Source organism: Bacillus kalamii, from assembly GCF_047238185.1.
In the GTDB taxonomy this organism is placed as follows: Bacteria; Bacillota; Bacilli; order Bacillales; family DSM-1321; genus Bacillus_AD.
In genome coordinates, this window is the sequence record NZ_JBDFMI010000001.1 from 1,528,726 (window position 1) to 1,542,191 (window position 13,466).

General features: G+C 41.6%; 8 protein-coding genes. All 8 read left to right on the plus strand.

What is annotated here, in order from left to right:
• The first annotated feature begins 221 nt into the window (after positions 1 to 221).
• The 8 genes from ABC357_RS07735 to trhA all read left to right on the plus strand — a co-directional run bounded on the left by ABC357_RS07735 (position 222) and on the right by trhA (position 13,368).
• A complete protein-coding gene (locus ABC357_RS07735) occupies positions 222 to 2,822 on the plus strand; it encodes a cation-translocating P-type ATPase (RefSeq protein WP_412886945.1) in 2,601 nt (866 codons plus the stop codon).
• 102 nt (positions 2,823 to 2,924) lie between these two features.
• Positions 2,925 to 3,716 (plus strand): polysaccharide deacetylase family protein, encoded by a 792-nt coding sequence (locus ABC357_RS07740; RefSeq protein ID WP_412886946.1) that lies wholly within the window; start codon positions 2,925 to 2,927, stop codon positions 3,714 to 3,716.
• 318 nt (positions 3,717 to 4,034) lie between these two features.
• Entirely contained in the window at positions 4,035 to 6,872 is a 2,838-nt protein-coding gene (sucA, locus tag ABC357_RS07745; RefSeq protein ID WP_412886947.1) for a 2-oxoglutarate dehydrogenase E1 component, read from the plus strand.
• A 21-nt stretch (positions 6,873 to 6,893) separates the two neighbouring features.
• Entirely contained in the window at positions 6,894 to 8,180 is a 1,287-nt protein-coding gene (gene odhB, locus ABC357_RS07750) for a 2-oxoglutarate dehydrogenase complex dihydrolipoyllysine-residue succinyltransferase (RefSeq protein WP_412886948.1), read from the plus strand.
• A 390-nt stretch (positions 8,181 to 8,570) separates the two neighbouring features.
• The gene (locus ABC357_RS07755) at positions 8,571 to 9,203 is read left to right on the plus strand and encodes a cell wall hydrolase (RefSeq protein WP_412886949.1); all 633 of its coding nucleotides are present in this window, start codon (positions 8,571 to 8,573) and stop codon (positions 9,201 to 9,203) included.
• Between the two features lie 178 nt (positions 9,204 to 9,381).
• Positions 9,382 to 11,625 carry a DEAD/DEAH box helicase gene (locus tag ABC357_RS07760; protein WP_412886950.1) on the plus strand — a complete coding sequence of 748 codons (2,244 nt, stop codon included), beginning with the start codon at positions 9,382 to 9,384 and terminating at the stop codon, positions 11,623 to 11,625.
• Between the two features lie 65 nt (positions 11,626 to 11,690).
• On the plus strand, positions 11,691 to 12,590 hold the full coding sequence (locus ABC357_RS07765) for an LCP family protein (protein WP_412886951.1): 900 nt from the start codon (positions 11,691 to 11,693) through the stop codon (positions 12,588 to 12,590).
• A 127-nt stretch (positions 12,591 to 12,717) separates the two neighbouring features.
• Entirely contained in the window at positions 12,718 to 13,368 is a 651-nt protein-coding gene (gene trhA, locus ABC357_RS07770) for a PAQR family membrane homeostasis protein TrhA (RefSeq protein WP_412886952.1), read from the plus strand.
• Positions 13,369 to 13,466: the final 98 nt, after the last annotated feature.

The window sequence follows — 13,466 nt, forward strand, 5'->3', positions numbered from 1 at the left end:
TGATTTATGAAGTGTTATCCATTTGTTTTATAGCCTGCTTATTTTTTTTCAAACATTTGGATTAGAGGCAAGTTAAATAAGTAGCGGTCGGTTACTGGCTGATCTGGCTTCTGCGGATACTAATTGTCCATTGCAGAAAGAGTTACCTGTATATTCCTTTGAATAAGATAATTTAGTATTTTAGAATAATAATTACAATAATCCGGAAAGAGGGATGCGATTTGGAGTATTATCAGAAACATAAGCAAGATGTTCTAGATGAAACCGGCTCGTCGGAATGGGGGCTGTCTGATGAAGATGTACAGCGGAGACGGCAAGCACAGGGCTACAACGAGTTGGAAACGAAGTGGGAAAAGCCAATATGGAAACTAGTGCTTGAAAATGTGAAAGATCCGATGGTCATTGTCCTCCTTATAGCAGCAGCTATCCAATTCACATTGGGGCAAGCGGTCGAGGCTTCCATTATAGCTGTCGTCCTAATCATCAATGCGGTGATTTCCGTGGTGGAAACGAAGAAGGCGGCGAGTTCACTGGATGCACTGAAGCAGTTGTCGGCTCCTTTGGCAAAGGTAATGAGAGATGGGAAGAAGTGGTCTATTCCTGCCCGTGAGCTTGTCCAGGGTGACATCGTTCTTCTGGAAGCAGGCGATTATGTACCTGCAGATGGCCGTTTACTGGAAACAGGGAGTTTAAAGGTAACCGAAGGAATGCTGACGGGTGAATCTGAATCGGTTGAAAAAACGACTGAGGCGATCGCTGAAGAAATCCCTTTAGGCGACCGCAAAAACATGGTGTTCAGCGGTTCGCTTGTTTCCTATGGCAGGGCTACGATGGTTGTAACTGAAATTGGGCAGAAGACAGAGATCGGAAAAATCGCTTCCTTGCTTGACAAGGCACAAGAGAAGCAAACGCCTTTACAGAAAAAGCTTGAAACATTCAGTAAGAAGCTGGGTGTAGCCATTCTTGCTCTTTGTGTGTGCATTTTCATTATAAAAGCCTTGCAAGTCGTATTTTCAGGACATCAGGAGGACATGAAACTGGCGTTGTTCAATGCACTGATGTTCTCTGTTGCGGTGGCTGTTGCCGCGATTCCGGAGGCTCTTTCTTCTATTGTCACCATTGTTCTGGCGACTGGAATGAATAAAATGGCCAAAAAACATGCTATCATCCGAAAGCTCCCTGCGGTCGAAACGTTAGGCTCAGCCAGTGTCATTTGTACAGACAAGACAGGCACTCTAACCCAAAACAGAATGACAGTCGTTGATCATTTCCTTCCTGAGGAGGGAAATGAGGACCCGATGCTGTCTACGATTTGCTCGCTATGCAACGATGCGTACATAAAGGATGGAAAGGAGCTAGGGGATCCCACTGAAGTAGCACTTCTTTCTTTTGCCGAGAAACAAGGAATCAAGCCTGAGCAGCTAAGAGAAACATTTCCTAGGTTGTCTGAAATACCATTCGATTCGGACCGGAAGCTAATGAGCACACTTCATACAATAAATGGCCGCACGTTGATGATGGTCAAAGGAGGGCCGGATGTGGTTTTCAGCCGGTGTACGCATATTATAGCCAACGGGGAAGTATCACCGATGGACCATGGGCATTTGAGAAGGCTGCATGAACAGAATGAAGCCTTTTCAAAAAAAGCATTGCGTGTTTTGGCATTTGCGTATAAAGAAATGAACGAGGAACAGGAAACCCTCTCTTTAGAAGATGAATATGGCTTGACGTTAGTCGGTCTTACGGCAATGATCGATCCGCCCCGTGAAGAAGTCCCGGGCAGTATACAAAGGGCAAAAGCTGCCGGTATACGGACGGTTATGATTACGGGTGACCATAAGACGACCGCAGAAGCAATTGGCAAACAAATCGGAATGATGGCCGACGGTGATATGGCCCTGTCCGGCCAAGAACTTGATGCGCTCTCCGACATAGAGCTTAGCGGCATGTTAGAGCGAATATCCGTTTATGCGCGTGTTTCACCGCAAAATAAAATCCGAATTGTTGAAGCTTGGCAAAAAAAGAACCATATTGCGGCAATGACTGGAGATGGGGTCAATGATGCACCTGCATTGAAGCAAGCGGATATCGGGATTGCTATGGGAAGTGGAACAGATGTAGCAAAGGATGCATCAGCTATGATTCTGACTGATGATAATTTTGTTTCCATTGTGTCTGCGGTAGAAGTAGGCCGAACGGTATTTGATAATATTAAAAAATCGATATCCTATTTGTTTGCCGGCAATTTAGGTGCAATCATTGCTATTCTATTCGCTCTTGCATTCAATTGGGTCAATCCATTTACTGCATTGCAGCTCTTATTTATTAACCTGGTAAATGATTCGCTGCCTGCCATTGCACTTGGAATGGAAAAAGGAGAACCTAATATCATGGAACGCGCTCCCAGAAATGTGGATGAAGGGATTTTCGCGGGCGGATTGATGCAAACAGTGATTGTCAGGGGAGTATTAATCGCAGCGGCAGTCCTTTGTTCACAATGGATAGGGTTGCAGGATTCAGAAGGCATGTCGGTGGCAATGGCGTTTACAACATTAATACTTGCCAGAACGCTGCAGACTTTTGCAGCAAGATCCAATTCACAAACCATCTTTCAAGCTGGGATTGCCAGTAATAAATATGTATTGGGATCGGTGGCGGTTTGTTTTTGCCTATATGCCATTACTATTCTTCCGGGAGTGCGTCCATACTTCTCCATTCCTGAACAATTTGGCTGGAATGAGTGGGCAATCGCAGCATCTTTGGCATTGGCAGCTGTACTGGCGATGGAGGCTTTCAAGTGGGTAAGGAATAGGTTGAGATAAAGAAAAGAGGAACGTACTGGACGTTCCTTTTTTTTATGGGCAATACCGAATAAGAATACAGCTTCCGTTCACAATAAGTGGTACGGAAAGGAGAACACGAACATGCCCAAAATAATGAAAACCACCTTATGTTTTTTGCTCCTATCGGCACTTGTCCTTTATGGAGAGGCTGCCGGCCATTGTGGAAAAACATATGCTGAAACAAATGAATCCAATGAAATGATGGATGATAACGGATTCTTGCCAAGAGATGGGGCGGGCAACGGAAAAGTCGCCTATTTAACCTTTGATGACGGTCCATCTTTGAATACGATTCCTATTCTGGATATATTGGATAAATACAAAATAAAGGCAACTTTCTTTGTAATGGCGAATCCGTCTGAAGAAGGGATACTGGGGTATGAGGAAATGATCAAGAGGGGACATGCCATAGCTCTCCATACATATACTCATGATTATACAAAGATTTATACGTCTACTGATCAATTCTTTCAGAATATCTCCCATTTAGAGTCTTTTCTTTGGAAAAACTTTTCGATTAAAACAAAAATTCTCCGCTTTCCGGGCGGTTCACGCAATTCCTCAAGTAAAATATATGGGGGTCCGGGTATAATGAGGGACATTATTAAAGAATCCAAGGAAAAGGGTTACACATATTTTGATTGGAATATCGACTCGAAGGACGGAATATCGCCAAACATTTCAATTTATACGATTACCTCACAAGTATTGAACGGAGCAAGGGGAAAAGACCAAGCGATTATTCTTCTGCATGATATTAACGCAATGGATAACACGGTTAAAGCATTGCCTACGATAATAGAAGGGTTAAAAGAACAGGGCTTTACATTCAGAGTCATCGATGAACATACAGAAGCCGTACAATTCAAGTGAATTTGCTTTCAAAAAGGGTTTCTTTCCGAATGAATCCCTTTTTGAAAGCGTTTTATTTATCTTTTGATGTGTAATATAATAAATTTATGTAAAAATTGAATTTTCTTGTGTCAATATTTTGAACTCCAATGCAAGAAATGGTAATATATCATTGAAAACGTTTTATCCCTTTTTGGTTGAATATTTTTATTTTCATTATTATCTTTGCATAATGAAATGAGCATATTTATCTCTAAGGTTTCTATAATGAGCAAAGGGTCAATTCTTGACCAATAGAGGGCTAGGTTTTCATAACTTCATAAGGTGGGGGTTTTTAAAATGGCCAGCCAGAAAACAGGCGGGAATCCATGGGAGAGTTTAACTGGACCAAACTATGCGTATTTGTTAGAACAGTATGACAAGTATGTCCAAGATCCCAATTCTGTAGAAGAAGATGTCAAAGATGTCTTTGAAGAATGGGGAGGTCCAACTGAAAATGTAAATGCATGGTTAGAACAAGGGGAAAAAGGAGCTGCTCCAACGATGAGCGCTGCTAACATGAGAAAAATTATGGCTGCTGTCAAGCTAGCGGACCATATCCGCACGTATGGGCATCTTTCGGCTAATATTTATCCATTATCCGAGGAGAGGGATGACAAGGAACTGCTGAACCTGAGTAAATACGGGTTGACTGAACAAGACTTGCGATCCATACCTGCATCATTATTATGCGAGCATGTGCCGGGATCGGTACAGGATGGCTATGAAGCTATAAAATATTTAAAAGAATTGTATACAAAAACCATTGCTTTTGAATTTCACCATGTACATGAATTGAAAGAGCGCATGTGGTTGACAGAAATGGTTGAATCAGGAAAGATGTTCCCTTCCATATCTGATGAGAAGAAAAAATCAGTCCTTCGCCGTTTAAGCGAAGTAGAAGATTTTGAAAAGTTCCTGCATAAAACATTTGTTGGGCAAAAACGCTTCTCGGTCGAAGGCTTGGATGCACTGATTCCCGTTTTGGATGAATTGATATCAGAATCCGTACAAACAGGTACGAAAAATATAAATATCGGCATGGCGCACAGAGGGCGCTTGAACGTGCTTGCCCATGTCCTCGGTAAACCGTATGAAATTATCTTTTCGGAGTTCCAGCATGCCCCTAATAAGGAATTAGTTCCTTCAGAAGGCTCAATCGGCATCAATTATGGCTGGACCGGTGATGTGAAATACCACCTTGGGGCCGACAAACAAATCAAGGATGAAAATGTCCTGAAAGCACGCCTTTCATTAGCCAATAACCCAAGTCATTTGGAGTTTGTGGGAGCGGTTGTGGAAGGGTATACAAGAGCTGTACAGGATGACCGGGAAGAAGCTGGTTATCCGAAGCAGGATTTCTCAAAATCGCTAGCTGTCCTTATTCATGGCGATGCAGCTTTCCCTGGAGAAGGAATTGTTGCTGAGACGTTGAATTTAAGCAGATTAAGAGGTTACCAGACTGGCGGATCCGTTCATATCATTACCAATAACATGATCGGTTTCACCACTGAAAGTGAAGATTCCCGTTCGACAAAGTATTCAAGTGACCTAGCGAAAGGATATGAAATTCCGATTGTCCATGTGAATGCGGATGACCCGGAAGCATGTCTGGCAGCTGTTCAATTGGCTTTCTTGTATAGACAGGAATTCCAGAAGGATTTCTTGATTGATCTTCTTGGCTACAGACGTTTCGGACATAATGAAATGGATGAACCTTTGGTAACTCAGCCACAGATGTATCAATTGATACATAAACATCCGACAGTGAAAGAAATCTATGCTAAGAAACTTATCAGTTCAGGCATCCTTTCTGAGGATGAGTACAAATCTATGGATGGATCTATCCAAGACCGTCTGAAAGCGGCATATGACCGGATAGCTAATAATAAGAAAGAAAGCATGTTCAGCATGGTTGCACCAGAAACGGTAGAACACGGCATTCCAAAATTGGATACAGCCGTAAGTATGGACAGACTGAAAAATATCAATAATTCCTTATTGAAGTGGCCTGAAGGCTTTAATGTATTCAAAAAAGTTGAAAAAATACTCCAAAGACGCTTGGATGCTTTTGAGGCCGAAGGAAAAGTGGACTGGGCACTCGCTGAAACATTGGCATTTGCCTCTATTAATGAAGACGGAACGGCAATCAGATTAACCGGACAGGATTCTGAACGCGGTACATTTTCACAACGCCATTTAGTGCTGCATGACAGTGAAAATGGCAAGAAGTATTCACCGCTTCACATATTGCCTAATGCAAAAGCTTCATTCGATGTCCATAACAGTCCTTTATCTGAGACTTCTGTATTGGCTTTTGAATATGGATACAATATTTTCTCCCCTGAAACACTTGTTTTATGGGAAGCACAATATGGTGACTTTGCAAACGTGGCACAAACGATCTTTGATCAATTTATTTCTAGCAGCCGGGCAAAATGGGGGCAAAAATCAGGTCTAGTCATGCTCCTTCCTCATGGGTATGAGGGACAAGGCCCTGAGCATTCTAGTGCACGACTTGAACGTTATTTACAGCTTGCTGCCGAAAATAACTGGACTGTCGCTAACTTATCCAGCGCAGCGCAATATTTCCATATTTTAAGAAGACAGGCAAAAGTGCTTAAAATGGAAGAAGTCAGACCGTTAGTACTGATGACTCCTAAGAGCCTATTGCGCAATCAAAATGTGGCATCATCACCTGTAGAGTTAAGTGAAGGGGAGTTCCAGCCGTTCATGGAAGACCCTATTACTAAGGATAAGGATGCATCAACCGTTACACGGATTGTCATTTCAACAGGTAAGATGAGCATTGATCTTCATGAGTTTGCTTCTTCATTGAAGGAAGATGTGAAAGGCATTAAATTAATTCGGCTTGAAGAGATTTATCCTTTCCCATTCCATGACATTAAAGCATTCTTTGAACAATTTACATCTCTTGAAGAAATTGTCTGGACTCAAGAAGAACCGAAAAATATGGGAGCTTGGTCTTTCGTTGAACCTCGATTGGCTGCAGCGGCTCCATCAAATGTGACTGTTTCTTATAATGGAAGAAAACGCCGTTCAAGTACAGCTGAAGGCGATCCATTGATTCATAAAGACGAACAAGCCCGTATCATTAAAGAAGCACTTCAACAATAAAGCGAAGAGGGGAAACCAATTATGGCAGAAATTATTGTACCAGAATTAGCGGAATCTATTTCAGAGGGAACTATTGCTCAATGGCTTAAACAGCCTGGCGAAAGCATTGAAAAAGGGGAATACATTGCTGAGCTTGAAACGGACAAAGTCAATGTTGAAATCATTTCTGAACATAGCGGTGTCGTTGGAAACCTTTTGAAAGAAGAAGGCGATACTGTTCAAGTAGGAGAAGCAATTGCAGTTGTCAATGAAGGCGGCGCTAGCAGCGAGCAAGCTCCTAACCCTTCAGAACCAAAATCTTCTTCTGCGGAAAATACCCAGGAGAAACAAGGGGAAATTGAGGCAGCCAAAGAAGCAAGCAAGCAAGTGGAAGAACCCATTAATGAAGAAAACAAAAAGGGCAATACATTCATCGCTTCTCCTGCAGCCCGCAAGCTGGCAAGAGAAAAAGGAATTGATTTAGCAACTATTTCTACTAATGATCCTATGGGAAGAATCCGCGTCCAAGATATTGAGCATGCAGGAACCCAAAAAGCCCAACCTCAAGTTCAACAGACAAAACAGGAGAAAGCTAAGCCTGCTGCTGTGACTGAAGATCAATTCGCTAAGCCAGTTGAGATTGTGAAAATGTCCAGAAGACGCCAAACAATCGCAAAACGCCTTGTGGAAGTTCAACAAACATCTGCCATGCTTACTACATTCAATGAAGTCGATATGTCAGCTATCATGGATTTGAGAAAACGCCGAAAAGACGCTTTCCAAAAAAATAACGATGTTAAATTAGGATTTATGTCATTCTTTACAAAAGCAGTTGTAGGAGCTTTGAAAAAATTCCCATTATTGAATGCTGAAATCCATGGCGACCAATTGGTAATCAAGAAGTTCTATGATATCGGCATCGCTGTTGCTGCTCCGGATGGACTTGTCGTTCCAGTTGTTAGAGATGCTGATAAATTAGGATTTGGCGGAATCGAGAAGGAAATTGGCGAGCTTGCAACAAAAGCGCGCGATAATAAATTGGCACTTTCAGATTTGCAGGGTGGAACATTCACCATTACAAATGGCGGAACATTCGGTTCATTAATGAGTACGCCAATTTTGAATGCGCCACAAGTCGGAATCTTGGGTATGCATAAAATCCAAATGCGCCCAGTAGCGATTGATGACACTACCATGGAAAACCGCCCAATGATGTACTTGGCTTTGTCATATGACCACCGGATCGTCGATGGAAAAGAAGCTGTTAGTTTCCTTGTGAAAGTGAAAGAATTGCTTGAAGATCCTGAACAATTATTGTTGGAAGGCTGATTCCAATAGATCGAATATGAATAAGTAAGCATCCGGGGAACAGGAGCCCCGGGTGTTTTTTTGTATTGTTGGGTGTCATAAGATTTCGACGTGTGGTTAATCGGAGCTTTCTGCTTTCGGTCCATTCGTTGTACTCTTTTCATGAAATAATACATCCAATTTAAGGTAATGAAGAATGCCGATGGACGGTTTTGATAATGGGTCATCCATATTTTTCTATACTCTGCAAGCCGCTTGCCATGTACATCAGCGGAGGGTTATAGGATTATTTTCTCTTTTTTGTTATATAAAGAGGAAAAAATCTGAAATCTAACTGGAAATTTTTTGGTAATGAACCCCTCTTTTTCTTTTGTTAAGGTTAGGTGGACTTAGAAAAGAGGAGGAAAAACAATGAAAAAAACAGTAGCTATAATCCTTGCTGCATGTGCTTTACTCCTTGTTTCTATTGCGCCGAACCATACAGATGCAGATTCAAAAACAAAGTCATCATCTGTGAAAAGGAACAATAAAGGAGAAATAATCCATACTGCAAAAGGAACGGAAAAGATAGCGGATATTGCTATTAAATACGGTGTGCCTTTGGAAGAGTTAAAGGAAAAAAATAAAATTAAATCAAATACGATAGATACAGGCAAAGAGATTATTTTGCCGAAAACATTAGCATCACAGGAAAAAGATTTAATGGCGCGATTAGTACAAGCAGAAGCAAAAGGGGAACCATATAAAGGGAAAGTCGCCGTAGCGACGGTTGTCCTGAATAGGGTGGACAGTAAAAAGTTCCCTAATAGAGTTGATCAAGTTATTAAAGCAAAAGGCCAATTTACGCCTGTTTCGAACGGACAAATCAAAAAACCCGCTTCAGCAGAAAGTAAAAAAGCTGTCAACGAAGCCATTGCTCTTCAAGACGCATTGACTGAGGCAACTTTCTTTTACAACCCAGACAAAACAAATGATAGATGGATTAAATCATTGCCTGTCATTGAGCGGATCGGACACCATAATTTCGCTGTTTCCAAATCATAGAACCGCATGACCGTTTATAGGAAGAAAGGGTACTAACTTTTGCGTGGGTAAACAAACGCATGCTATACTTTCTACATGCCAAAAAGCTCTTACTCAGGAGGGCTTTTTGGCGTTTACATAAAATCGGTTTTTTAGTCTGTCTTGTAATAAAGAGCCAGATATCAGAGGGATAGAAAATATGGAATATACATCAAATCAATATATAAACGTTTGGACAAAAGCTTTACAGGCAGAAATTGCCCACCTGAAGAAATATGGAAGCACTAAATATATCCTTCTGAACGGAAGAAAGATGAGCGGCTTTGAGGAAGAGACCTATTATTTTGAAAGCCGGCAGCCAATCAATATACCTGCCGGTTCGACTATAAAACTTCAATGGGGGAAAAAGACAGCGGAAGGCAGAATCTTATCCTCTGAAGGCAAGGGGATTATTCTCGAGATTTCAGAATCATTGGGCGATCTGGTAACGGAGGCATATTTAATATATGATCCTTGGCAATTGCTTGATGAACTAGCAAGCAGATTGAGCGATATCAAGAAAAGTAAACTAAAGAGGGCGAGAATCAAACGTTTGATGGAACCAAATATGCCTTCCAAGCACGTTGCGAAAGAGAACGAAACCCATGTAAAGGAATTATATTCCCGTTCCAAAGTGAATCCTGTTACCTATGTATGGGGTCCTCCCGGAACTGGTAAAACATATACATTGGCCAGAGTGGCGGCGAATAAATACCTTCATAATAAATCGGTGCTCGTCCTTTCGCATAGCAATGCAGCAGTGAATGTATTAATGTCTGAAATCTATTTTTTTCTGGAAAAGATGAACCGTTTTAAAGAAGGAGATTTAATACGGTATGGGGCGCAGCAAGACGCCGCTGTCCCTGCTCAAATGACCATTAATTACCTGCTGGAGCAGAGTGATCCATCTCTTATCCAGCAAAAGAATGATATTGTGCATGATAAGCAGATGCTTAAGCATGACTTACAGCAATCATTCAGCAACCGTGATTCTCAAAAGCTGTTGAAGCTAGAAACTAAACTTGCCGGCTTGATGGAAAAGATGAAAAGGAAGGAACAACATCTTTTAAAGGACGCCAAAGTAATCGGGACAACTTTGGCACGAGCGGCCATGGATGCATCGATTTATGAACATCAATATGATTTAGCGATTGTGGATGAAGCGAGCATGTGCTACGTTCCACAGGTTGCGCTTGCTTCATCGCTGGCTAAACGAATCATTATCTGTGGAGATTTCAAGCAACTTCCTCCCATTGCCCAAAGCAAGCATCCGGATGTGATTGAATGGCTCAAGGAGGATATATTCCATAAATCAGGTGTGGCGGATACGGTCCAACAAAGATCATTGCATCAACATTTGCTTCTATTGGATGAACAGCGCAGAATGCATCCTGATATTTCTTCTTTTACAAATAAACATATCTATCACTCCCTTGTCCACGACCATCCAAAGATGAGGGCGAATACGGATGAAATCGTCCAGCGCCCCCCCTTTGCCGGTGAGGCTTCAATTTTGCTGGATACGAGCTTTACAGGGCATTACTGCTTGAATGACAGATCATCTAAGTCTAGATGGAATCCATGGCATCTATTCCTAGCTTTCCAATGCATGCATGAGGCTTATTTGGCCGGGGCAGGAAGCATTGGCTATGCCACTCCCTATCGCATACAGGCACAGCTGATGAATGATCTGCTTACAGAACTGTATCCGAATGAACGGGATGCCGGCCTCTTTCTTGCAGCAACTGTACACAAATTCCAAGGAAGCGAGAAGGAGGTTATGGTTTTTGACAGTGTGGATGCCTGGCCTTTTGACAAACCAGGGTATTTATTGGCGGGAAAAGATAGTGAACGGCTTATTAATGTGGCAATTACAAGGACTAAAGGGAAATTCATCCATATTGTCAACCGCGATTATACAAGCCGTAAAACTGGTAGAATGAAAACACATAGACGCTTGGTAGAACACCAGTTGTCTGCAGGCAAGCAGGTAACGCACCAAAAGATAGGCATGTGGGCAAAGAATCACCATCCGATTATTCGGTTTATCCACGCAATAAAAGAAGATCAGCTATTAAAGGAAATAAGTTCAGCAAAAAGAGAGATTATTCTTTGTTTGCCAAAAGAGCATCAGCTTTCTCAGGGATGGATCGGTGCAATAGAAGCTTCAAACGTCCAAGATGTGAAAATTTTATCGGATCTGCCAAGTGAGATGGAAATAGGAGATCCCTACTTTGCTGAAATGTCATTTCCCTTTACCATTATTGATCGGAAAATATTATGGCTTGGCCAGCCTTTCGGGCAATCAAAAGGGATTCTGCCTCCTTTGGTAGCGGTCCGCGCAGAAACTCCCTTGTTCATTAATCAATTCCTAAGCCGCCTTCCAATAGAGGGACTGTCTTAATGATTGTATATTTTTGGGAAAAACATACAAACTAATCTTACATAGAAATTCGTTAGGGGTGTAAGATGATAATGATAAAAAAGTTCTCTTTACTATTGGTACTTATACTTTTTTGTTCGGCATGTTCCTTAAAATCTCCGCCCTCTGCTGATCCGGGGAAAAGCGGCAAGGAAGAAGCTGAAGCTAAGGATCCTGTTTATATCCTGATCCTTGGGATTGATACAAGAGGGGAAGAGAGGTCACGAAGTGATGCCATCCTGGTCGGACAATATGATATCAGAAAACGCAGTGTAAAACTGGTTTCTTTGATGAGAGATACGTATGTCCGCATTCCCGGCTACACAAAGGGATACAATAAATTGAATACAGCGTACTATCTCGGAGGAAAAGAACTATTAATAAAGACCATTAAAGATAATTTCAATATTCCTATTGATCATTATGCAATTGTGGATTTTAATGGCTTCACGGAAGTGGTGGATGCAATTGCGCCTGAGGGGTTGAAGTTGCAGGTGTCCAAAGAAATGGCAGAGGATATGAAATTGGATGTGCAGCCAGGCAAGAATGTGCTCCATGGAAAAGATGTTTTGAAATATGTCAGGTTCCGCCATGATGACGACAATGATTTCGGAAGAGTGAAGAGGCAACAGGAAGTCATGTTGAAACTAAAAGAAAAAATGGCTGGTGATGTGAGTTCACTTCAGCAAATTGCAGTGATGCCAAAGCTGATTGAAGGAGCAATGAAGTATGTAGAGACAGACCTGGGCATTTCAGACACCTTGTCATTAGCTTCATCTCTTATTATGCATAAAGTTAAATCAGTCGAAACAATGACTATTCCGATATCCGGTGCATTCGAAAACAAATCATATGACCATGCCGGTTCTGTGCTTCAGATGGATAAACAGAAAAACGTAGAGGCTCTACACGGTTTTTTTAATCATACAAAAGCAGTCAATAAATGAATAAGTATAAGCAAACGTGTATTGCTATCCTGCAAAAGCGTTTGCTTTTTCACTTTCTCATAGAAATCGGCATATTCTATTGTATAATAAACATAAGTCAGATGAACCGAAGCGAGGAGTTGAAAATATGAAAGATACACATGTCTATACAAAGAAGGAAGAAATAGTCAATGCAGTTACACATGGAATAGGTGTTCTTTTGAGTATAACAGCTCTTGTTTTCTTGATCATGAATGCTGTCAAAGAAGGAACCGCGTGGCATGTTGTTTCTTTTACCATTTACGGAGTGTCCATGCTGCTTCTTTATCTCTCTTCAACATTAGTACACAGTTTTCCAGAGGGAAAAGCGAAGGATATTTTTGAAATCTTTGACCACTCGGCTATTTATATTTTTATTGCCGGGACATATACACCATTCATGCTTGTTGTTATAAATGGTCCGCTTGGCTGGACATTGCTGAGCATCGTTTGGGGAATTGCATTGGTTGGAATCGTCTTTAAATCGTTTTTTGTTAAAAAATTTATGATGCTCTCCACCATTTTGTATGTGGCGATGGGCTGGTTGATCGTCATAGCTTGGGGGCCATTGACAGCAACACTTCCTGCTGCAGGGATCACATTGCTTGTATGTGGAGGGCTACTCTATACAGTAGGCGCTGTATTCTATGTGTGGAGAGGATTTTTATTCCATCATGCTGTCTGGCATTTATTTGTCCTTGCCGGCTCGGTTGCCCATTTTTTCGCTGTCTTATTCTATGTAACACCCATACGTTTTTAACCCTAAAACATCTCCAATAGGGGATGTTTTTCAGTTTGATGCTGTGCAAATGAAGACAACTCTTTTTCTTGCGAGACAAGGAAAACTACTTGGGACGA

What these genes read in the sequence shown, in the direction of transcription:
- ABC357_RS07740 (WP_412886946.1), top strand. Translation starts at nt 2,925, where the DNA reads ATGCCCAAAATAATGAAAACCACCTTATGTTTTTTGCTCCTATCGGCA.
- sucA (WP_412886947.1), top strand. Translation starts at nt 4,035, where the DNA reads ATGGCCAGCCAGAAAACAGGCGGGAATCCATGGGAGAGTTTAACTGGA.
- odhB (WP_412886948.1), top strand. Translation starts at nt 6,894, where the DNA reads ATGGCAGAAATTATTGTACCAGAATTAGCGGAATCTATTTCAGAGGGA.
- ABC357_RS07755 (WP_412886949.1), top strand. Translation starts at nt 8,571, where the DNA reads ATGAAAAAAACAGTAGCTATAATCCTTGCTGCATGTGCTTTACTCCTT.
- ABC357_RS07760 (WP_412886950.1), top strand. Translation starts at nt 9,382, where the DNA reads ATGGAATATACATCAAATCAATATATAAACGTTTGGACAAAAGCTTTA.
- ABC357_RS07765 (WP_412886951.1), top strand. Translation starts at nt 11,691, where the DNA reads ATGATAATGATAAAAAAGTTCTCTTTACTATTGGTACTTATACTTTTT.
- trhA (WP_412886952.1), top strand. Translation starts at nt 12,718, where the DNA reads ATGAAAGATACACATGTCTATACAAAGAAGGAAGAAATAGTCAATGCA.